Below are 19,261 nucleotides of genomic sequence, written 5' to 3' on the forward strand. Positions count from 1 at the left end.
GACCACCCTCCAAGCCTAACAACTCCCGCAAGCCACTCCCTTCTAAACACGTTCGAATACGTGCGCTAGACGCGTACTCTGACCTCATTAGCACGACATCCAACAACGCCTCTCCAAACGCGCACGCCTCACCTCATCAATAGACGAAAACGCCAGCCAAAAAGCGAGCAAAAGGCCGCAATAGCGCTTGACTTTTTTAAGAGCCAGGCTGGAAAATGTTTTCCACACTATCTGTGGATAACCTTGTTCATAACCTCTCACAAATGCCCCTGAATCGCCATGAACAGTGACCTCCCCTTAAATTGGTCATTTTTTGACCGCATGTAAGCCATTGTTTTTAAACAAGATAAGTTAATTCGAATATTTTTCGCGGGTGCAGCACAGGGCTGTGCACAACCTTTAGCAAAGACCACCAAAAGTGGACAAGTCAAGCGAAAATACCACAAATAAAGTGAGGATTTAGCGGCTCAGCTAGATAACAGGCAGGAAAAAACGCAGCAAATGAAAGAGTTCATTACTACATCAATATGGGGATAGAAGAGTATAAAAGAGATGGCGTCCCATAGGGGGTTCGAACCCCTGTTACCGCCGTGAAAGGGCGGTGTCCTGGACCACTAGACGAATGGGACGTTACGACAAACAAACTAAATGGTGGAGCCTAGCGGGATCGAACCGCTGACCTCAACACTGCCAGTGTTGCGCTCTCCCAGCTGAGCTAAGGCCCCACATATCCTGAAGACGGAGCGTATAATACTGATTACGCTCGTCTTCGTCAAGGCTATTAATACCCCAGAAAAACGCCAGACGCCTAACGTCAATGGAGAATGGCGTTTCCTGCAGCCATTAGCTGAGCGACTTACAGATCGCGGTACTCTTTTTCAAAACGTTTCGCTTGTTTCTTGGAAACGCCACCCAGCACATCAATAGCGTTGCGCAGACGCGCACGAGTGATATCGGAACCCAGAATCGCCATGGCATCCATAACAGACGTGCTTGAGCTACTGCCTGTAATCGCAATAAAAATCGGCGCCAGAAATGCTTTCATTTTAAGCTCGAAATACGCTGACAAGCTCTTTACTTCGGCCAGCAGCGCTTCTTTATCCCAGGCAGGTAGCACCTCGAAGCGCCAGACCAGGAACTGCAGCAATTTCACTAACTCGTCTTTCTCCAGCTTAATACTGGCGAAGTCATCTTCTGTAAGCGTAGGCAAGCCTGAGAAGAAGTGCCCGGCTAGCGGCATGATTTGTGAAAGTGTTTCTACGCGTGGACGTACCTGGGGCAAAATTTGCCTTACATAGGCATCATTAAACGCCCATTCGCGCAGCGCAGTAAGCAGCGCATCATCATCCAGGTCCTCGCGGATATAAACACCGTTGAGCCAGGTAAGCTTCTCAAGATCAAACACCGGGCCGCCCAGCGATACACGCTGAATATCAAACTCGGCCATCATATCGGGTAAACTAAATTTCTCGCGCTCATCCGGCATGGACCAGCCCATACGGCCGAGGTAATTGGTAACCGCTTGAGGCAAAAAGCCCATCCGGCGATAGAAATTAATCGACGTGGGATTTTTACGTTTGGAAAGCTTGGATTTGTCGGGGTTACGCAAAAGCGGCATATGGCATAGCTCAGGCATTTCCCAACCAAAGTATTCATATAACAGCTGGTGTTTGGGTGCAGAGTTAATCCATTCTTCGCCACGCAGCACATGCGTGATTTCCATTAAATGGTCATCTACCACATTCGCCAAATGGTAAGTAGGCATGCCGTCCGACTTGAGCAGTATCTGCGCGTCAACTTGTGCCCACTCCACTTCAATCGTACCGCGCAGCATATCGTTTACTACACAGACACCTTCGCTGGGCACGTTCATACGCACGACATAAGGCCAGCCTTCCTGCTGCCGGCGTGCAGCTTCTGCGTCATCCAAAGCCAGGTCACCCGGCTTGAGCGCCAGATGCAAGCCTGCTGCCTTACGCGACTCACGCAGCTCATCCAGCTCTTCTGCAGTGCGGTAGCATTTAAACGCATGGCCAGCGTCCAGCAACTGTTGAGCATGCTGCGCATAAATATCGCCACGTTCGCTTTGGCGGTACGGACCGTGTGGGCCGCCAACGTCAGGCCCCTCATCCCACTCCAACCCAAGCCAGCGCAAGGAGTCCAGAATCATCTGCTCTGACTCAGGCGTTGAGCGTACGCGGTCCGTATCTTCAATGCGCAAAATAAACTGCCCGCCATGCTGACGCGCAAAGCATAAATTGAACAGCGCAATATACGCCGTGCCAACGTGGGGATCCCCCGTCGGGGAAGGTGCAATGCGAGTACGAACGGTCATCAAGACATCCTTATAGCGAGAAAGCGTAGCGATATTATACCTACCCTACGCATAACCAACAGCGCTGTAGATGGAACGACTTTCATATTAAAGCGTCTTACAAAAAGTAATACGGTTATAAGATTACAAGATGCGCGACACTGAACAATCGCTTAGTATGGCGCGGCATCGATGATCGGCGATCATGCTTATAAAAAGTGCTTAAACGCACTAAGCGTGCTCACATCGCTGCAACTGTGGTTGAAGTAAACTTAACGAGCTTACACAGCTCAATTATAGGAAATCGAAATGGAATCGCTAGGCTCACGTATTAAGCAATTGCGTCTTAGGGCCAAGCTCAACAAAGCTGCCCTAGCACGTAACGTTGGCGTGTCGGATGTTACTATTTCCTACTGGGAATCAGGTGCAATTAAACAAATTGGTCACGAGCGTTTGGTCGCTCTAGCCGAGGCGTTGGATTGTTCACTTGCTACCTTGCTGGAAGGCGACACCGCCCCTCAACTGTTGACGTTGAAACACACTGGCCCCCTCCCCTGGGAACAGGTGCAAGCAACGACAATTACCGTTCCACACCATTTAGCGTTAAATATCGACTGGAAAGCACCCTGTGTTATGGCAACGCCAGATTCAGGCACTGACTTTTCACCCGTCGCAGCCAATGATTTACTGCTGCTGGGCCCGACGCACGTATTTCATAAAGCCGGGCATTATCTTGTCAGTCGCGATGAGCGTTTTGTACTTGAGCACTTTGCAAAAGCGCCTTCTGACGTAGAAATACATGCGGTACTGCTAGCCCATTGGCGTTCTGTCTAAAGCATCTACATCCCCGTAAATGTTAATGCACTTCCACCTGGTCACGTGTTCGTCTTGGCTCCTCCCCCACCAAGAAACGGCGTGAGTAGGTGGCCACTTGACCCAACCCATGGCGGGATTGGCTAACCAGCTCTCCCGCCAAATTCTCCCCGCGATTACCGATCACGGCTTGTACGGTTTGAGGCTGCACACTGGCCTCGGAAAGCTGCACCTGTACGATATAGCCACCATCCGGCAAACCGCTCCCTGAACCAAATGGACCAGCAATAAAGCCTCCGTCACTAACCCGCGCACGCGCCCTCCAGCGCACACGACTCACTTCGCGCTCGACAATAACCTGCACCTGCGTCTGATCAGGTAGATTGGTTTCTCCCTCCACCATCAGGCGCCGATCAGGGCGCAAGGCAACCGATGTCGAAATAGCGACTTCCAAGGGCACGATGGTCGCAGGCTCTTCCGCTACAGAAGCGTCAGCCGGTTGCGTGCTGGTAGCTCTCTGTTCAGATACATTACTCGGGGGTTCATCTTCGGAACCGCTGCATCCCGCAGCCGACATCGTCACCACCATTAATAGGCCAAAGCCCGTTTGTCGCGTATACCCTGTTCGTAACTTACACATAGTGCTTCCTCAAAAACGGCGGCTTCCAGATTATCACTGCCACCTGCTGGTAGCAGTGAATTTGATCACTCATGAAGCATCAGGAAGAGGAGCGATGGCAGTCATAAGCAAGGTGCCGTTTGGGCTACTCCATTTCAAAGCCACGCTGAATCAAGAAGTCGCGCATATGGGGTCGTAGTTTGTTATCAAACAGCGGCTTCAGGTTTTGTGACCAATCGGTGTCTTTATTGCCACTGCTACGCGACTGATAATACGCCTGCATGGTGTCATCAAACGCTTGCACCTGCGCACTGTCGTCGCTGTAGTAGTCTTCTTTTAAGATCGCTTCAACCGGCAGGCGGGGCTTTACCTCCGGCTCATGAGACGGATAGCCAAGGCACATACCAAATACAGGGTAAACATGCTTAGGCAGCTTTAACAGATCGCTAACCGCTTGGGGGTTATTGCGAATACCGCCAATATAACAGATGCCCAGCCCTTCTGATTCAGCAGCTGTCGCAACATTCTGCGCCATTAAAGCAGTGTCTACCGTGGCTACCAACAGCTGTTCTGTCATCCCTCGAACAACGTTGGAACCCGCCCTCTCAGATGCCTCGGTTGGGCGCTTCATATCGGCACAGAAGACCAGAAAGTCCGCACAGCTGGCAATATAAGGCTGGCCACCCGCTAACTCAGCAATCTGCTCGCGATTAGCCGGATTTGTAACATGAATAACCGTATAGGCTTGAACATGACTGGACGTTGCCGCGCCTTGACCCGCCTGGATAAGTTCGATCAGCAGCTCTCGTGCAATCGGCTGATCCTTGAATTTTCGAACTGAACGGTGGGATTTCAAGAGTTTAATAACGTCGTTCATGGTACCTCGCCTTTATAAATCAGTATCGCTTATCAACACTAGAGTCGCACAGCCGCACGCTAATAGCCTACTGCTAAACGCTTTTATCCAATAAGCGCAAACATGGGCTTGCTTAGCGAAGCTGGCTGTCTTTACTACCTCGGCGATTATAGCTGCTAGCATTCGACTGTTTTTTGTCGTGCTCATTCTGGCAAACAACGCACAAGCGAACCCCGGGGACTGCAAGGCGGCGCGCCTCAGGAATCACCTCATCGCACTCTTCACAATACTTACGGCTTTTGCCCTGCGGCAGCCGACTGCGGGCAAGCTCGACAGCATCATCCAGTGTTCTTTCGATTTGCTCTTGTTCGGCACCCTCTTTTGCCCATCCGCCTGCCATTATTGAATTCCCTACTCGCTGGTTTATCTATCAAGGTAGCAGCTATCGGCAGGTCACGAATATTCCACTAATGGAATCGCTTAGCGTTAAGAAATTTTCTTTACATACAAGGATGTTGTAGCGCTTCAGGCTATACTCTTTGATAATCCCCTGATGAAACATATCGATGCCAGGAAGCGGCCACGACACGACGCTTGAATACCAAGCTGAAGGCTTCAATAGGAGGCTCGATAGGCTCCAGCAAACCAATAAAAAATGTGTACCGTCGTATTTAAGCGCCTTTAGGCGATGAGTTTACGGTTGAACAGCTGGCTCAGCGAGCCAGTATGAGCGTTTCGACGTTCCATCACTATTTCAAGCAGATTACTCGCGCCTCGCCTGCCCAGTACCTAAAGCGGCTGCGGTTGATAAAAGCCCAGCAGCTTCTGTCGCAGCAGGACCATAATGTCAACCAGGCGGCATTGGCGGTCGGCTATCGCAGCGTGCCGCAATTCAGCCGTGACTATAAACGCTACTTTGGCGAATCTCCCCTGCAACATCGCCGCCAAGAGCAGATGCTGCAGGGGTAGTTATCGCTTACTTGGCTAGCTCATTTGGCAAACTTACTTGGCGAATATTTGGCTCTTGTCCTTAAATGCCTTGAACTCTAGCGCGTTGCCACAGGGGTCGAGCAGGAACATGGTGGCTTGCTCGCCCACTTCACCTTTAAAGCGTACGTAAGGCTCAATCACAAAAACGGTGTTGCGTGACGTCAAGCGCTCGGCAAGTGTTTCCCACTCATCCCACTCTAAAATTACGCCGAAATGCGGCACCGGTACGTTGTGGCCATCTACCGGGTTGGTATGGGCATTCTCTTGGCTGGGCGTTTTAGGGTGGCCGTGAATTACCAGCTGGTGACCAAAAAAGTTGAAGTCGACCCAGTTGTCACTGGAGCGCCCTTCTTCCAGACAAAAAACGTCGTTGTAAAAAGCCCGGGCTAGCGCTACATCGTAAACCGGGATGGCCAAATGAAAGGGGGAAAGGCTCATAGTGGTCTCCTGCTCGCTATCGTTATGTAATGAGTGACACGAAGTGCCAACCCGCGATGGTCATCCTAGGCCGAGCCTTATAAAAATAAAATCAATATCTTTTTCGCCAATTCACAAATATTATTTATCAATGATACGAGAGCTTAAAACCCTAACAGCCGTCGCTCAAGAAGGTACCTTTGCCTCGGCAGGCCAGAAAATTGGCTTAACGCAAGCGGCTGTTAGCGCACAGATGAAGCGGCTGGAAGCACAGCTGGGCGTTACCCTGTTTGCCCGAAAAGGGCGTGCGGCGGTATTAACGGCGCAAGGCCAGGACGTTCTTCAACAGGCGCATACCCTACTCGCCCTTTATCGGACACTTGGCGAAGCCAATACCGACAAGCCTGCCAGCACGCCGGTGAACATAGGCGCTATTGCCTCCATTCAGCGCTCGCTACTGCCCAGTGCCTTGGCTCGTTTTCACCGAGCCTATCCCGACTGCCGGAGCCGCGTGTTGCCGGGGCTCTCCATGGCGCTGGTCAATCAGGTGGATGCAGGCGAGCTTGATATGGCGGCCATTATTCGCCCGCCTTTCTCACTGCACAGCGATTTACGCTGGACACCACTGGCCCATGAACCTTACCGCCTAATCGTCCCGGCTTTAACGGAAGGCGATGATTGGCGCAAGCTGCTCAGCCGCGAGCCTTTTGTGCGTTACGACCGCACCTCGTTTGGCGGCCGCCAAGTCGACCGCTTTTTACGCGCCCAGCACTGTCATGTGCATGAGCTGTGTGAGGTGGACGAGCTGGATACCATTATCCAATTGGTGGCCAACGGCGTGGGCATTGCCCTGGTGCCAGAGGTAGCCGCCCTGCAGCCCTGGCCACCAGCGGTGCGCGCCATCCCGCTGAGTGAACATACGTTTCATCGGGATGTAGGATTGATTCATCGCGCAAACAGCCAGTTAAGTGCCCCAGCCCACGCGCTTGCCCAGCTGATTTGTGAAGCTGCCAATCCTCACTATTGAATCCAAAAAAAACACTAGCCCCTTAAAAAGGGGCTAGCGTTATCGACCGCACCTGACATGGCACGCTAGTGCATTCAGGTTTGAGTAAGCAAAATCTTACAGAGCAACTTCTTCTGTTTCAGCGTCCTGCTCTTCGCTTTGTGCATCAGCGTTTTCGTCAACGCTGCTCTCATCACCGGCATCAGAGGCTTCTGATTCAGGCTGCGCGCTTTCAACTTCCGCTTGAACGTCTGTGTCTGTTTCAGCAACATTCATCGGCTCGTTCAGCTTAAGCGCTTCTGCTGTGTATACCCGCATTTCACGCAGCAGCTCCGGATTTTCAGAAAGACGCTGGCCGTAAGACGGTACGATTTCGGTCAGCTTTTCCTGCCACGCATCGCTTTGCACTTGCTCAGCAAACACGTTTTCCAGCAAATGCAGCATAATGGGCGGCGCGGTTGAGGCACCGGGTGAAGCCCCCAGAAGTGCAGCGATTGAGCCGTCTTCAGCACTTACCACTTCGGTACCAAACTGCAGCAGGCCGCCATGTTCAGGGTCGTTCTTGATGATTTGAACCCGCTGACCGGCGGTCCAAAGCTTCCAGTCATCGCTGTTCGCTTCAGGGAAAAAGTCCTGCAGCGCTTCAAAGCGGTCGTCATCGGACATCATTACCTGACCCACCAGGTAGCTCACCAGATTGAAGTTATGCAACCCCACCTGGGTTGTCGGCCAGATATTGTTAAATGTTATGGAGCCAAACAGGTCGGTCCAGGAGCCTTCTTTCAAGAACTTGCTTGAGAACGTGGCAAATGGGCCAAAAAATAGCGCAGGCTCGCCATCCAGGTTGCGGAAGTCCAGGTGCGGAACCGACATCGGCGGAGAACCTTCACCGGCTTTGCCATACACCTTGATCTGGTGCTGGGCGACAACCTCAGGGTTAGTGGTGTAAAGGAACTGGCCACCCACCGGGAAACCGGCGTAAGCGTCCGCTTCCGGAATACCGGATTCCTGAAGCAGCGGCAGCGCAGCACCGCCCGCACCAATGAACACAAACCGGGAATCGATGGTGGTTTCATCACCGCTTTCCAGGTTTTTGATCGTCACGTGCCAGGTATCGTCGTCATTACGCTCAAGACCGCGCACTTCACTGTTAAGCGAAAGCGTGAAGTTATCACTATCGCCCAGGCCTTCAACCATCTGGCGAGTCTGCGCGCCGTAGTTCACTTCCGTACCCATCTGCATACGAGTCGCGGCAACCGGCGTGTTCTCATCACGGCCAGCCATCACCAGCGGCATCCACTCAGCGATTTCCTGGCGATCTTCCGAGTATTCCATGCCTTCATAAAGCGGGTTTTCGGTCATGCGTGCGTAGCGTTCGCGCAGGAAAGCGACATCGTCTTCCCCCCACACCAGCGCATGATGCGGCACCGAATTAATAAAGGCTTTCGGGTCGCTCAGGATGCCCTGATCGACCTGGTGGGCCCAGAACTGGCGGGAAATTTCAAACTGCTCGGTAACGTTAACCGCACGCTCAATTTCAACGTGGTCGCCATCACCCGGCGTATAGTTCATTTCCATGAAGGCAGAGTGACCGCTGCCTGCGTTGTTCCAGGCATTGGAACTCTCTTCAGCGACCTGGCCCAAGCGCTCGTAAAGATGGATATCCCAGTCGGGTTCTAATTCTTGAAGATAGGTACCTAGTGTGGCGCTCATGATGCCGCCACCAATTAATACAACATCAACAGGCTCATCCGCCGCAACGGGCATCGCTGCAAACGCTAAAAGCGGTGTGCAGAGTAAAAAACGTAAATGTTTATGCATGTCATATCCTGACGATACAGAAATAACTTGCCGAAGCTATAATTGCCCGGCATCGAGGGGGGGTATTGACTTCGACCAAAGTCTAGCAAAATTAGATCTTTTCGGAAACCAATGCGATAGACACGCACAAAGGAAAGTAAGACATGAGACCTGAAGACCTTGAAAAACTGGTAACTCGCACCATGCCGTTTGGCAAACACCAGGGCTGGCTCATTGCCGACTTGCCGGGACCCTACCTTAACTGGTTTGCGCGGGAAGGTTTTCCATCGGGAGAGATTGGCCAACTGCTGCAACTAATGCAGGAAATTGACCATAATGGGTTAAGCGACTTGCTGGAGCCGTTACGCAAGCCGTCCAAGTAAGGTTACGCGTTTGAGCGCGACGCCAATACCTGCTGATATTCATGACGATACGCCTTGGCATGTTGCGTGGCGTCATCGGGGAAGCGCCCCAGCGCTACGGCCAGCTCAAAAAAACCAGCGGCGGGCATATTATCGCCCCGGCGGCTTACCACCAGCGCGGCGATAAACGGCTGATGGGCAGCAGCATCATCGCGCATAAGCTGCTCTAGCGCCTGAGCCACCCGCTGAATAGTACGTGGAGGTGTCAGACCCAACGCCGCAGCCACTTGCTGATAGGTGATCGGTAATGTTTTTTCGGGTGCCGTGGTGAGTAATTGGCGCACGGCAGTCGCAACATCTGTCATAAAAACCCTGTTAATGTCTGTCTCACGTACTGTCTCACGTACTGGCTTTATCGCTACTCACTATCACGCTGAGACGGTCAGTGATTAGTGAACCTGGCGGCGCCTAGAGCGGCCTTCACGCACGAGGATCTCCTCAGCATCCAGCGTCGCAATCGGTATCTCATGCTGAGTGGGAATATCTCCCGTTAGTTGAAGCGCCTGATAGCGTAGCGCACACACGCGTAAAAACGAGGTAAAGTTGCCCAAGTCGTGTCCGGCATCGATAGATTCATGATACAGGCGAGTAATCAGTTGAGCCGTATTCATACCATCACGCGTGGCGATCTCTTCCAAAATGAGCCAGAAGTAGTGCTCCATTCGCACGCTCGTCACCATGCCATCAATACGCAGTGAATGCGTCGCACTGGACCATAATTCAGGATTGGCGTGAATAAAGAGTTTGCACATGGGTGTGATCTCTAAACATTCAGGTAAGCCGTTAGCATAGCGGGAAAATACACTACGCGCCTAATGTCTGCTAGGTGCATGTCTGTTAGGTAGGCGCGTAAGCTTTGCTTTGTATGATGATGCTAACGGCCCAGCGCTCACTGGTTTAGCAGTGCCATAAATTGAGCAAGCCAAGCTGGGTGGGCAGGCCAAGCGGGCGCCGTCACCAGATTGCCATCGGTTACCGCCTCACTTACCTCAATGCTGGCGAAATGCCCGCCTGCCAACTCAACTTCTGGCTGGCAAGCCGGGTATGCCGAACACTGCCTGCCTTTGAGCACGTTTGCAGCGGCTAGTAATTGCGCGCCGTGGCAAATCGCAGCAACAGGCTTGTTGGCTTCAAAAAAGTGCCGAACCATCGCCAACACATCCTGATTCAAGCGCAGGTATTCCGGAGCACGCCCGCCGGGCACCACCAGCGCATCATAATCAGCGGGATCAATACGCTCAAAATCGGCATTGAGCGCAAAGCGGTGGCCAGGTTTTTCAGAATAGGTTTGATCACCTTCGAAATCATGAATCGCCGTCGCCACGGTGTCGCCCGATGCCTTGCCAGGGCAAACGGCATCAACCTGATGACCAACAGCCATCAATGCCTGGAAAGGCACCATAGTCTCGTAATCTTCAGTAAAGTCACCGGTAATCATCAGAATGCGCTTGCTGGTCATCTCCGTACTCCTTCTTGTTTTGTCGTTGTGCACACGTTGCATGTGCCCAACAAGCCTAGCAAGCGCGTTTTCGATAGCGGTAGTACGCCATTACTACACTGATTTTTTTATAGCGAAAATACGCGGTCAAACCGGTAAATGCATAATGGCACGCTTCATGTGGCGCTCTTCAAGCCATAATTTGCCAAGGGTAAGGGGAAGCTTAGATCGTTACTATGTGATGCTCAGGCTCAACGCACCAAGTCACTAATACGCTCCTTACCGTTCAAGAGCGTGAACTCCTTGTCTTTCAACGTAGGTGTTTTCACAACGTGCAGCAAGGCATGGGCAACATCTGCCCGGGTAATGGATTGTTCAGGAGATGCCTCCATTGTCCCGGCAAACCCGTGCGTTGCCTTCTCGTTAGTCAAGGGGCCTGGTTTAAGGATGACATGGGGAACCTTGGCAAAACGTAGATGGCTATCCGCTGCAAACTTGGCGGCCATGTAAGGGCGCATCTTTTCGGGTGCTTCAAGCGGATGTTCTGCGCGAATAGCACTCACCATAATATAGCGATCAAGCCCTTTTTCACTGGCGATATCAGCGGCTCTGATAGCACCATAAAGGTCAATTATGAGCGTTTTATCCGGTCCAGTATGCGGGCCTGAGCCAGCAGTAAAAATCACCTGATCGCAATCCTCGAAGGCGTGTTCAAACTCACCCTCAAGATCAGCCACAATGATAGGGATCTGACGCTCGCTGAACCACTCTGCCTGGCTTTCATCCCGGATCATTGCCTTAATCGGCTCCCCAGCCTGTTGGGCGAGTTCACAAAACTGTTTACCAATCTGCCCATTGGCACCTATTACTAATGTGGTCATGTTGCCTCTCTGGTTTACGTATATTCACGGGCTATTCATTAGTTAGTGCAGCCACAGCTTGGAGAAATCAAGCCTTGAGCGTAAAGCAGCGAACGTGCTTAGAGCACGCTCGCTGAAAGAAAACACTGCAGCAGCATTAAGCTAAACGTGTAGGTGTCTTGTGTTGTGGCAACGACAGTGCAGGTCTCATGCACACTCATAAGGTGCTGGGCTCGGACCAAACCTGGTAGGCCAAGGCAAAAGCAGTTCCCTAAGCCGGGCGCTCAATAGCAAAGCGATCAGTGGCGCGAGCGTAGTCGCTGCCCGCTAGTCGGCCAATCGGCTTGAGTAAATCGATATCCACGTGACGGCCATCCCATAAGGTGTCGTCAATATGAATAGAGACTATCTGCGCCAGCACGAGCGTACCTGCCAAAGGCTGGTCACCAAAGCGAATCAGATCATAAAGCTTGCAACCAAAGGCAACTGGGGAGGCAGCAATGCGTGGCACTGTGACGCCTGGCATTAGAGTTTTTTTCAAGCCCTGCAAGCGTAAACTCATCTTCCTCTCTGGGCAGGCTGGCACTGGTTGTATTCAATGCTTCAATCAGCGCTTCACTGCCAATATGCACTACGCACTCCGGCAACTCCTCTAGATTGCGCAGGGTATCTTTAGGCTGCCCACTGCCATCCAGAAGTGGCGAAAAGGCCAAAACAGGCGGGGTTACACTTGCCACATTGAAAAACGAAAAGGGGGCAAGGTTGTCTTTCCCGCTGACATCCTGTGTGGCCACCCATGCAATCGGGCGAGGGCAGATACTTCCCGAGAGTAGACGGTAAATCATGCCAGCACTTAACGGGGAATCCTCTAATAAATAGTCGCTCATTCGTTGATCCTTGATTGCCTAGCGCGAGAGTAGTATCACCTTATAACAGCACGCTATCGGCGCTGCTTTTTTCGATGATCTTACACTGACCAAGGACCTGCCAATGAATATCGTGATACCTGATGATTACCAGGACTGTGTACGCCATCTGGATGCCTATGCAATGCTCAACGGGCACAACGTAACTATTTATCACGATACGCTGACCGATTTTGAGGCGTTGGTGGCACGGTTTTATCGCGCGGATGCGCTTGTGTTAATTCGTGAACGTACCCCTATCACTGCAGCGCTGCTTGAACGCTTACCCAATTTAAAAGTGATTAGCCAAACCGGGGGCGGTGCGGCCCATGTCGACCTAAAAGCGTGTCAGCGCCACGGCGTTACCGTTATGACAGGTAAAGGCTCGCCGCACGCGGCGGCCGAATTAACCTGGGGATTGGTACTTTGCGGCATGCGCCACCTGCCTGAAGAAGTAGAAAACCTTAAAGCTGGCCGCTGGCAACAAACCCTAGGCACCGGGCTAAAAGGCCGCACAATGGGGATTTTTGGCTTGGGCAAAATTGGTAGCCTGGTGGCCCGTTACGCACAGGCATTTGAAATGAACGTGCTGGTATGGGGGCGCGAAGGCACCAGAGCACGAGCCATGGACGCCGGGTTAACGGTTGCCGAGAGCCAGCAGGATCTCTTTAAACGTGCCGATGTGCTTAGCCTACATCTGCGCCTAAACGATGAAACGCGGGGTATTGTGACCGCTGACCATTTGGCCTGCATGAAACCCACAGCGCTTCTGGTAAACACCAGTCGCGCACCGTTAATTGCATCAGGTGCATTAGTTAGCGCCCTCGAAGTAGGCAGACCTGGACGCGCGGCGGTTGATGTTTTTGATAGCGAGCCGACCTGCGACGATCCTCTGCTCACCCTGCCCAACTGCGTGGCGACGCCTCACTTGGGTTATGTCGAAAAAGATAGCTACGAGCTCTACTTTGGTGACGCGTTTGCGAATGTCGTCGCATTTAGCAACGGTGAGCCGGTCACTAATCTCGCCTCTTAAACTCCGTCGCTGCGACCACCTCTGTGTCAAGTGTGCTAGCCTTATTACTCACCTGTGACACAGAGGACTTGATGCTCACTATTTCCAACCATGTTGCCTTGGCCGACTGGGAAATTGATATTAGCCAAATTCGCGCTCAGGGTGCAGGCGGTCAGAACGTCAACAAAGTGGCGTCAGCGGTACATTTGCGCTTTGATATTTCACGCTCTACCCTGCCGCCGTTTTATAAAGAACGTTTGATAGCACTCAATGATCAACGCATCAGTAAAGAGGGTGTGGTGATTATCAAGGCGCAGAGTTATCGCACGCTAGAGCTTAATAAAGAAGATGCCCTTGCTCGCCTGAAAGAATTGATCATCAGCGCGACTCGGCAGCAAAAGGTACGCCGCCCGACAAAACCCACCAAAGGCTCCCAGCGACGTCGCGTTGACCACAAGACCCGCAAAGGAAAAATAAAATCGCTACGTGGTAAAGTTTCCTCTGCGTAAGCGCTATTGAGTCAAGTGAATTGCGCATGACCACCGTTTCCCGACCGCTCTCTCCTTGCATCCAGCACTGCCAGCTAGACACGACAAATACGTGCCAAGGCTGTGGCCGTACGCTGAATGAAATTGCCTATTGGGGCCAAATGACCGAGGCCGAAAAAGCCCCGGTCTGGGAGCGCCTGGAAGCGCAGGGCTATATCGCGTTAGCCGAGATTAGCCACCCGACGTAACAGAGTAGTGATTAACAGAGCAGTGATTAACAGGGTATTGATTAACAGATTAGTGGTTAACAGAGTGGCGGTCGCTCAAAATATGGTGCAGCTCACCGCAAGCAACCAGAGGGTCATCACAGTTGATCACGATATCCGACTGAGCCAGCACATAGCTGCGCCCGGTAATCGTATTTTCAACCACCTGGTAGGCGCCTTCCTGATGAGTCCCTGTGAACGTGCCAATAAACCCGGTTTCACGTAGCGAGACCGTTTCCAGTTTATCCCCTATGTTGAGTCGACCTTCGTAGTTCATTAACGCGAGCCTGGCGGAGGTGCCGGTGCCGGTAGTACTGCGACAAATCACACCTGGATGAACGTAGGTTGTTGAACGAGAGCGTACATACCCTTCACCCACTTGCTCTTCGGGGCCCATAAAATGCAGGAAAGGCAGCGGACCTACATCACCCAGCGTGTAGTGGGAAAAGCCGCGTTGAGCTTGCAAGGCCTCAACAATTTTATGCGCACAGGCCGAAAGTGCCTGCTCTTCTTCACGAATAAGCTTAAAACCAAGCTCGGCAGCATCCACTAACGCGTAAAAGCCGCCGCTATAGGCGACAGAGTACGTCACGGTGCCGATACCAGGCACCTGGATGGTATCGCGGTAGGTATCAATATAGCTGGGCAAACCCTCACAGGTAACCGACTCGACCACGCCGTTATGCACACGCGCTTCAATATGTACCAGGCCTGCCGGGGCCTCCAACGAAAACTGCTGAATGCCTTCCTGCTTAGGCACAATCCCACACTCAAGCACCGCGGTTGCCGTACACAAGGTATTGGAGCCTGAATAGATCGGGTAGCCCATCACTTCCATAATGATATAACCTGCGGCGGCCTCAGGGTGCGTCGCTGGCACCAGTAAGTCCACCGACATCTCCGGAATACCGTAGGGCTCTTCCAGCAGCAAGCGACGCAAGCCATCGGCATCATCGCGCAGGTACTCCATTTGCTCCCGCACCGTGGCGCCCGGCAGAGCATCAATCCCGCCCGTTACGATTCGGCTGACATCGCCACCCGCATGAGTATCCATTAATTGAAGCGTATGGATCTTTTTCAAAGGCGTTGCTCCTGAGCGTTTGTTAGTGCAAAAGGTGCGCCGTGGGTATCCCACTGCGCATCCGGAACAATGACAATTTTGCCGAGATAATTGCTGCCCCGATTAACAAAATAGCGCTCGGCGTCATGCAGTTCAGAAAGCTTGAACGCCGCATGGAGAACAGGCTTGAGTTCACCACTACGAATCCAGGCGATTAGCTGCTCGGCTTCTTCACGAGTACCGTGAGAAACGCCAAATATCTGCACCTGGTAAAGGTAAATACGCGTCCACATGATCTCACTGAGATTACCGCCGCTGGCCCCTGCTATGGAAAGGCGCGGATAGGATTGGCGGTGCTGCATATCAACAATCATGGTGTCGATAAACAGATCGGTCATCTCGCCGCCGACCAAGTCCATCACCGCATCAATTGGCTTTCCGCCAGTGGCTTCTAAGACGCGGTTAACAAAGGTCGGCAGGTCGCCACGGTCAATGACGGCTTCGGCGCCTAACGCTTGCAGCGCAGCGGCTTTATCAGGCTGGCTGACCGCATAAGGAACAGCACCGACAATACGGCACAGTTGAATGAGCGCGGTACCTACGCCACCGCTGGCACCGCTTACCAACACGCGCTCGCCAGCCTTGATGTGTGCCGAGGTCATCATATGGTACGCCGTTTGATAGGAGCACATGCCCATCGCGGCTAGCTCAGCATCGCGGAGTTCGGGATTATCAATGGAGTGGAACTGGTCTGCGGGTACCGCAATATACTCAGCGTAGCCGCCATCGGCCCCATGGCCGTAGTAGTCGGGAGTGAGATTGATATCCCGGCGCTCATCCGCATAAATATTGAAATCAAGCAGGCCACGCTGGCCAATCCGCTCGGCATCCACGCCTTCGCCTACCGCTACGATACGCCCGGCTACATCTGCCCCCTGAATACGCGGAAACGTTAAGGTGGGCGTGCCACCCATGGCAAAGGACGTCACGTCGCCTTTCTCTTTGGTGGGATACAGGCCTTCACGCGCTTTACGGTCAGTATTGTTTTTCGCGGTCGCCGTCACCTGGACCAGAACATCACCTGGGCCGGGCAACGGCGTTTTGACGTCTTCACGATAATGCAGTTGTTCGACGCCACCATGCCCGACCAAGAGCATGGCAGCCATCGTAGAAGAAACGGCGGTAGATTCAGGCATTGTCAGGCTCCTTGATACAAAGGAATAAGACTAGCCGACCATAGCAAACTCTTGCTACCCCTTAAAAGCCTGCTGAATTAGAACCAGCCCTTTCGCCTGAACACCCAAATCAGCACGCCACCGATTCCTGCCATCATGCCTAAAATGAAGAAGTAGCCATAGCGATAGTGCAGCTCCGGCATGTAGTCAAAGTTCATCCCGTAGATACCGGCAACAAACGTTAACGGAACAAAAATCGCCGTAATGACCGTTAGAACGCGCATTGTAATGTTCAGTTGGTGCGACGAGATTGATATGTAACCGTCTACTAGGTCACCGCAAATGTCGTAATACATCTGAGTAAGCGTATAAAGCCGCTCAAAACGTTCGGCAACATCGTTAATGGCATGCAGCGTTTCACTTTCCTCACGCGGGACGTGCTCATAGTCGTAGACAGTTAACTCTTGGGTAATCCCTTTATGATAATTAAACACGCGCCGCATCTTAACCAGCCGGGAGCGGTACATGGTAATTTTGCGCATTAATACATCGTTGCCATTTTCATGTAATTCATCTTCTAAATCGCTTAATTCCGCTTCAAATTCAAGCAGGCTATCAATGTAATACCCAGCAGAGATATACATCACCTTGAGCGCCACCTGCTCCGGTGATTTCGCTAATAACGTCTTACCATGCTCCTTAAAGAGCCGCTCAATGCTCATGGCAACGCCTGGATGTAGCGTCACTAGAAAGCACTCACCAATAAAAAAGCAGACCTGCTGAGGAACAAAGTTTAGCTGGGCATCAAAAGATGAAATACCGCGGTAAATAATCAGTGCGTGGTTATCAAACTCTTCTATTTTGGGTGGTAAGCGCTCTTTATGGGCATCCTGAATAGCCATGGGGTGACACTCAAATTTACCCAGTAGCCGCTCAGCAGATTCTGCTGATTCCCCCTGCATATCGATCCATATATGACTGCCGGGGGTATTCTGCCATGTGACAAAAAGCTCTTCGCTCCCTTCATGGGTTTCGCCATCAGGGGTCGTCAAAATACTGCGAATCATAACTGTCCTTGGTTCCAAGGGGTTCTTAAATACGCTAATAACACGCTTACCACCGTGGAAGCTAACAAAGCACCTAGAAACGGCGCTAGTGTGGGTACACTGTTCGGAAAGCTTGCCGCCATTATCCCTTCGCTTATGCTGGCGTGACTCATCCACCCAGGCAAGATCGCACCCAATAGACCCGCCATGCCGCCACCGATAGCCGCAAGAGGCGTCATGCGCCGCCACAAGCCCAGCAGCACGGGCACCACGGTTGCAGCGCAGACTAAATCAGCGATTAAAAAAAGACGTAAAACAGACACACCCTGAAGTGCGACAACCACGACAGGCACCATAAGTAAAACGGTCATCCAGCGTGTGAGCGCGATAGAAACGCTTGGCTGTTCACTGCGCGACACGATCAGTGAGGCAATACCGCTTTGTAGCGTATCTACGCTGGACGCCACCAATGTAACGGCAAGCACTAGTGCCGTTATAGCTAGCCAGGGTGGCGCGTTATTGAGCAGTGCAAAAAAAGGCATGGGCGGTTCGCCCAGCGGAACACCGTTCATGGCAGCAAGCATACCCAAACCGCCAATCACCATAACGATCATGACCGTGGCGCCCCCTCCTACCCAAGCCCCGCGGGCCAAACTGTGGTCATCACGTGCCGCCCATACCCGCTGCCAGTAGCCCTGGTGAAACAAGTTCGCTGCGGTAACCGCGATGACAAGCGTTAGTGCCACACTAAGCGCATCAGAAGTGGCGATAGAGGGCCATGCCGCACTGCTCGGCATGGCAGGCAAGTGCCAAAGGGTGACGCTGGAAACCACCACTAACAGTGCAAGCAGCAACCATGCCTGCCAACGGTCAGTGGCCAGGCTTGCGCGCAGCCCACCGCTTACCGTGTAAAGCAACGTAGTGAGCGTTACTCCAATAATCACCCAGCTCGACGGAACATCAGAAAGCAGCGAGGTGATCGCTCCAATAGCGGTTAATTCAGCGGCTAAAAAGCAGGCCATATACACCACGGAAACCAGCGTTACCCAGTGGCGCACTCCGCGCCCATAGCACGCCTCAGCAAACTCAGCGATGCTCCGCCCCTCAGGGAGAGCCCGGCGTATAGACGGACCATAAAAGCCAAGGACGATAAAAGGCAGTGAGGAGCCAAGGGCATAGCCTGCCAAGGCCAATGGGCCAATAAAAGCGCCAATTTCTGGCGGCGCAAACAAAATCCAGGCCCCCATACCAGATGCAACAAAAGAGAGCCCTAGCGTGGTGCTGGTTTGTGAATTACGAGCGGTTACAAAGTCATCCAATGAGCCTTTACGCCCACGGGCTTTAAGGCCTAAAAATGCAAAGCAACAGAGCGCCGCGCCTAGCACGGCTGACGTTAGGTATGGCATGTCGCACTTCCTCCGCCGGTACTAACCGGTTCAGGTTCCAGGGTCTGCGTCATAGCATTCTCAGCCACGCAACGTGGCTCCCCTGGCGACAGTGAATTGAGAGCGTATCCTGATGTAAAGCGAGCTAACCGTCAAAATGAGCAGCTACTCGCGCCGTATCCTAGCCGCTAAATAGCTAACAGGAAAACGGTTTACTTCTGCTATTCATTCGCTACAACGTTGTCTAGACTAACAAAAGCTGCTGTAAACTGAGTCAAAGCATTACAAAATAAAAGTAGCTTACTGCCATTAGTGTTATAAAACATTAATGTTACAAGCGTCGCACAGGAGAATAAGCGACGCGCTTACAGGAAACCACTATGTCATAC

The 19,261-nt window shown here is 52.3% G+C and carries 22 protein-coding genes, 2 tRNA genes, 2 pseudogenes and 1 riboswitch; of the genes and pseudogenes, 7 read left to right on the forward strand and 19 right to left on the reverse strand.

Annotated features, from left to right (window positions below; all coding sequences use genetic code 11):
* Window positions 1-553: 553 nt before the first annotated feature.
* The 3 genes from ACT3RQ_RS11310 to gltX all read right to left on the reverse strand — a co-directional run bounded on the left by ACT3RQ_RS11310 (window position 554) and on the right by gltX (window position 2,335).
* A tRNA-Glu gene (locus tag ACT3RQ_RS11310) sits at window positions 554-629 on the reverse strand.
* Between the two features lie 20 nt (window positions 630-649).
* Window positions 650-725 (reverse strand) — tRNA-Ala (locus tag ACT3RQ_RS11315).
* Window positions 726-856: 131 nt separating this feature from the next.
* Window positions 857-2,335 carry a glutamate--tRNA ligase gene (gene gltX / locus ACT3RQ_RS11320; RefSeq protein ID WP_193054819.1) on the reverse strand — a complete coding sequence of 493 codons (1,479 nt, stop codon included), beginning with the start codon at window positions 2,333-2,335 and terminating at the stop codon, window positions 857-859.
* A 288-nt stretch (window positions 2,336-2,623) separates the two neighbouring features.
* Between gltX and ACT3RQ_RS11325 the strand changes: the two genes are divergently transcribed.
* Window positions 2,624-3,148 (forward strand): helix-turn-helix domain-containing protein, encoded by a 525-nt coding sequence (locus ACT3RQ_RS11325; RefSeq protein WP_087106281.1) that lies wholly within the window; start codon window positions 2,624-2,626, stop codon window positions 3,146-3,148.
* A gap of 22 nt (window positions 3,149-3,170) precedes the next feature.
* Here ACT3RQ_RS11325 and ACT3RQ_RS11330 read toward each other — a convergent pair whose 3' ends face one another.
* From ACT3RQ_RS11330 to ACT3RQ_RS11345, 4 genes and pseudogenes are all read right to left on the reverse strand, one after another.
* Entirely contained in the window at window positions 3,171-3,767 is a 597-nt protein-coding gene (locus ACT3RQ_RS11330) for a hypothetical protein (RefSeq protein ID WP_444680509.1), read from the reverse strand.
* Window positions 3,768-3,891: 124 nt separating this feature from the next.
* Window positions 3,892-4,623, reverse strand: a complete 732-nt coding sequence (gene nfsA, locus ACT3RQ_RS11335; RefSeq protein WP_444680510.1) for an oxygen-insensitive NADPH nitroreductase — start codon at window positions 4,621-4,623, stop codon at window positions 3,892-3,894.
* Between the two features lie 112 nt (window positions 4,624-4,735).
* Entirely contained in the window at window positions 4,736-5,002 is a 267-nt protein-coding gene (locus ACT3RQ_RS11340; protein ID WP_172117214.1) for a DksA/TraR family C4-type zinc finger protein, read from the reverse strand.
* A 172-nt stretch (window positions 5,003-5,174) separates the two neighbouring features.
* Window positions 5,175-5,287: pseudogene (locus ACT3RQ_RS11345) on the reverse strand (NAD(P)-dependent alcohol dehydrogenase); the annotation flags it as partial.
* 2 nt (window positions 5,288-5,289) lie between these two features.
* Here ACT3RQ_RS11345 and ACT3RQ_RS11350 point away from each other — a divergent pair.
* Window positions 5,290-5,571: pseudogene (locus ACT3RQ_RS11350) on the forward strand (helix-turn-helix transcriptional regulator); the annotation flags it as partial.
* A 33-nt stretch (window positions 5,572-5,604) separates the two neighbouring features.
* On the opposite strand, the gene ACT3RQ_RS11355 reads toward ACT3RQ_RS11350, so the two are convergent.
* A complete protein-coding gene (locus tag ACT3RQ_RS11355; RefSeq protein WP_444680511.1) occupies window positions 5,605-6,030 on the reverse strand; it encodes a VOC family protein in 426 nt (141 codons plus the stop codon).
* Between the two features lie 130 nt (window positions 6,031-6,160).
* On the opposite strand from ACT3RQ_RS11355, the gene ACT3RQ_RS11360 reads away from it, so the two are divergent.
* Entirely contained in the window at window positions 6,161-7,036 is an 876-nt protein-coding gene (locus tag ACT3RQ_RS11360) for a LysR substrate-binding domain-containing protein (RefSeq protein ID WP_172117220.1), read from the forward strand.
* A 96-nt stretch (window positions 7,037-7,132) separates the two neighbouring features.
* Here ACT3RQ_RS11360 and mqo read toward each other — a convergent pair whose 3' ends face one another.
* Window positions 7,133-8,836 carry a malate dehydrogenase (quinone) gene (mqo, locus tag ACT3RQ_RS11365; RefSeq protein ID WP_444680512.1) on the reverse strand — a complete coding sequence of 568 codons (1,704 nt, stop codon included), beginning with the start codon at window positions 8,834-8,836 and terminating at the stop codon, window positions 7,133-7,135.
* Between the two features lie 143 nt (window positions 8,837-8,979).
* On the opposite strand from mqo, the gene ACT3RQ_RS11370 reads away from it, so the two are divergent.
* On the forward strand, window positions 8,980-9,198 hold the full coding sequence (locus ACT3RQ_RS11370) for a DUF3820 family protein (protein WP_172117222.1): 219 nt from the start codon (window positions 8,980-8,982) through the stop codon (window positions 9,196-9,198).
* A 2-nt stretch (window positions 9,199-9,200) separates the two neighbouring features.
* Here the strand turns inward: ACT3RQ_RS11370 and ACT3RQ_RS11375 are convergent, their stop codons facing one another.
* The 6 genes from ACT3RQ_RS11375 to ACT3RQ_RS11400 form a co-directional block, all read right to left on the reverse strand.
* A complete protein-coding gene (locus tag ACT3RQ_RS11375) occupies window positions 9,201-9,542 on the reverse strand; it encodes a hypothetical protein (RefSeq protein ID WP_172117223.1) in 342 nt (113 codons plus the stop codon).
* Between the two features lie 84 nt (window positions 9,543-9,626).
* Window positions 9,627-9,989, reverse strand: coding sequence for a ribbon-helix-helix domain-containing protein (locus ACT3RQ_RS11380; protein WP_193056763.1), 363 nt, complete (start codon window positions 9,987-9,989; stop codon window positions 9,627-9,629).
* Window positions 9,990-10,126: 137 nt separating this feature from the next.
* Entirely contained in the window at window positions 10,127-10,696 is a 570-nt protein-coding gene (locus ACT3RQ_RS11385) for a DJ-1/PfpI family protein (RefSeq protein ID WP_192527830.1), read from the reverse strand.
* 230 nt (window positions 10,697-10,926) lie between these two features.
* A complete protein-coding gene (locus ACT3RQ_RS11390) occupies window positions 10,927-11,556 on the reverse strand; it encodes an NAD(P)H-binding protein (RefSeq protein WP_444628127.1) in 630 nt (209 codons plus the stop codon).
* Window positions 11,557-11,806: 250 nt separating this feature from the next.
* Window positions 11,807-11,971, reverse strand: coding sequence for a hypothetical protein (locus ACT3RQ_RS11395; protein ID WP_444680513.1), 165 nt, complete (start codon window positions 11,969-11,971; stop codon window positions 11,807-11,809).
* Window positions 11,972-11,996: 25 nt separating this feature from the next.
* Window positions 11,997-12,422, reverse strand: coding sequence for a flavin reductase family protein (locus ACT3RQ_RS11400; protein WP_444680514.1), 426 nt, complete (start codon window positions 12,420-12,422; stop codon window positions 11,997-11,999).
* 103 nt (window positions 12,423-12,525) lie between these two features.
* Here ACT3RQ_RS11400 and ACT3RQ_RS11405 point away from each other — a divergent pair, with 103 nt between their 5' ends.
* The 3 genes from ACT3RQ_RS11405 (at window position 12,526) to ACT3RQ_RS11415 (ending at window position 14,188) form a co-directional block, all read left to right on the forward strand.
* Window positions 12,526-13,473, forward strand: coding sequence for a D-2-hydroxyacid dehydrogenase family protein (locus tag ACT3RQ_RS11405; RefSeq protein WP_444680515.1), 948 nt, complete (start codon window positions 12,526-12,528; stop codon window positions 13,471-13,473).
* A gap of 71 nt (window positions 13,474-13,544) precedes the next feature.
* On the forward strand, window positions 13,545-13,961 hold the full coding sequence (gene arfB / locus ACT3RQ_RS11410) for an alternative ribosome rescue aminoacyl-tRNA hydrolase ArfB (protein WP_193054807.1): 417 nt from the start codon (window positions 13,545-13,547) through the stop codon (window positions 13,959-13,961).
* Between the two features lie 26 nt (window positions 13,962-13,987).
* Entirely contained in the window at window positions 13,988-14,188 is a 201-nt protein-coding gene (locus ACT3RQ_RS11415; protein WP_444680516.1) for a DUF1289 domain-containing protein, read from the forward strand.
* A 49-nt stretch (window positions 14,189-14,237) separates the two neighbouring features.
* On the opposite strand, the gene ACT3RQ_RS11420 is transcribed toward ACT3RQ_RS11415, so the two are convergent.
* From ACT3RQ_RS11420 to ACT3RQ_RS11435, 4 genes are all read right to left on the reverse strand, one after another.
* Entirely contained in the window at window positions 14,238-15,260 is a 1,023-nt protein-coding gene (locus ACT3RQ_RS11420; RefSeq protein ID WP_444630340.1) for a proline racemase family protein, read from the reverse strand.
* Window positions 15,261-15,283: 23 nt separating this feature from the next.
* Window positions 15,284-16,462, reverse strand: a complete 1,179-nt coding sequence (locus tag ACT3RQ_RS11425; RefSeq protein WP_444680517.1) for a zinc-binding dehydrogenase — start codon at window positions 16,460-16,462, stop codon at window positions 15,284-15,286.
* 77 nt (window positions 16,463-16,539) lie between these two features.
* The gene (gene corA, locus ACT3RQ_RS11430) at window positions 16,540-17,508 is read right to left on the reverse strand and encodes a magnesium/cobalt transporter CorA (protein ID WP_444680518.1); all 969 of its coding nucleotides are present in this window, start codon (window positions 17,506-17,508) and stop codon (window positions 16,540-16,542) included.
* Window positions 17,505-18,893: a sodium:solute symporter gene (locus ACT3RQ_RS11435; RefSeq protein WP_444680519.1), complete on the reverse strand. Its 1,389-nt coding sequence runs from the start codon at window positions 18,891-18,893 to the stop codon at window positions 17,505-17,507. Before ACT3RQ_RS11435 ends, corA begins: the two co-directional genes overlap by 4 nt.
* Window positions 18,883-18,987, reverse strand: a riboswitch (TPP riboswitch). It overlaps the preceding gene by 11 nt.
* Between the last annotated feature and the right edge of the window lie 274 nt (window positions 18,988-19,261).

It is taken from the genome of Halomonas sp. AOP43-D1-4, assembly GCF_052446175.1.
Taxonomy (GTDB): domain Bacteria; phylum Pseudomonadota; class Gammaproteobacteria; order Pseudomonadales; family Halomonadaceae; genus Vreelandella; species Vreelandella citrativorans.

What these genes read in the sequence shown, in the direction of transcription:
- corA (WP_444680518.1), bottom strand. Translation starts at nt 17,508, where the DNA reads ATGATTCGCAGTATTTTGACGACCCCTGATGGCGAAACCCATGAAGGG.
- ACT3RQ_RS11400 (WP_444680514.1), bottom strand. Translation starts at nt 12,422, where the DNA reads ATGAGCGACTATTTATTAGAGGATTCCCCGTTAAGTGCTGGCATGATT.
- gltX (WP_193054819.1), bottom strand. Translation starts at nt 2,335, where the DNA reads ATGACCGTTCGTACTCGCATTGCACCTTCCCCGACGGGGGATCCCCAC.
- ACT3RQ_RS11390 (WP_444628127.1), bottom strand. Translation starts at nt 11,556, where the DNA reads ATGACCACATTAGTAATAGGTGCCAATGGGCAGATTGGTAAACAGTTT.
- ACT3RQ_RS11420 (WP_444630340.1), bottom strand. Translation starts at nt 15,260, where the DNA reads ATGGATACTCATGCGGGTGGCGATGTCAGCCGAATCGTAACGGGCGGG.
- arfB (WP_193054807.1), top strand. Translation starts at nt 13,545, where the DNA reads ATGCTCACTATTTCCAACCATGTTGCCTTGGCCGACTGGGAAATTGAT.
- ACT3RQ_RS11405 (WP_444680515.1), top strand. Translation starts at nt 12,526, where the DNA reads ATGAATATCGTGATACCTGATGATTACCAGGACTGTGTACGCCATCTG.
- ACT3RQ_RS11325 (WP_087106281.1), top strand. Translation starts at nt 2,624, where the DNA reads ATGGAATCGCTAGGCTCACGTATTAAGCAATTGCGTCTTAGGGCCAAG.
- ACT3RQ_RS11425 (WP_444680517.1), bottom strand. Translation starts at nt 16,462, where the DNA reads ATGCCTGAATCTACCGCCGTTTCTTCTACGATGGCTGCCATGCTCTTG.
- ACT3RQ_RS11415 (WP_444680516.1), top strand. Translation starts at nt 13,988, where the DNA reads ATGACCACCGTTTCCCGACCGCTCTCTCCTTGCATCCAGCACTGCCAG.
- ACT3RQ_RS11340 (WP_172117214.1), bottom strand. Translation starts at nt 5,002, where the DNA reads ATGGCAGGCGGATGGGCAAAAGAGGGTGCCGAACAAGAGCAAATCGAA.
- ACT3RQ_RS11370 (WP_172117222.1), top strand. Translation starts at nt 8,980, where the DNA reads ATGAGACCTGAAGACCTTGAAAAACTGGTAACTCGCACCATGCCGTTT.
- ACT3RQ_RS11385 (WP_192527830.1), bottom strand. Translation starts at nt 10,696, where the DNA reads ATGACCAGCAAGCGCATTCTGATGATTACCGGTGACTTTACTGAAGAT.
- ACT3RQ_RS11330 (WP_444680509.1), bottom strand. Translation starts at nt 3,767, where the DNA reads ATGTGTAAGTTACGAACAGGGTATACGCGACAAACGGGCTTTGGCCTA.
- ACT3RQ_RS11375 (WP_172117223.1), bottom strand. Translation starts at nt 9,542, where the DNA reads ATGACAGATGTTGCGACTGCCGTGCGCCAATTACTCACCACGGCACCC.
- ACT3RQ_RS11360 (WP_172117220.1), top strand. Translation starts at nt 6,161, where the DNA reads ATGATACGAGAGCTTAAAACCCTAACAGCCGTCGCTCAAGAAGGTACC.
- ACT3RQ_RS11355 (WP_444680511.1), bottom strand. Translation starts at nt 6,030, where the DNA reads ATGAGCCTTTCCCCCTTTCATTTGGCCATCCCGGTTTACGATGTAGCG.
- mqo (WP_444680512.1), bottom strand. Translation starts at nt 8,836, where the DNA reads ATGCATAAACATTTACGTTTTTTACTCTGCACACCGCTTTTAGCGTTT.
- nfsA (WP_444680510.1), bottom strand. Translation starts at nt 4,623, where the DNA reads ATGAACGACGTTATTAAACTCTTGAAATCCCACCGTTCAGTTCGAAAA.
- ACT3RQ_RS11380 (WP_193056763.1), bottom strand. Translation starts at nt 9,989, where the DNA reads ATGTGCAAACTCTTTATTCACGCCAATCCTGAATTATGGTCCAGTGCG.
- ACT3RQ_RS11435 (WP_444680519.1), bottom strand. Translation starts at nt 18,893, where the DNA reads ATGCCATACCTAACGTCAGCCGTGCTAGGCGCGGCGCTCTGTTGCTTT.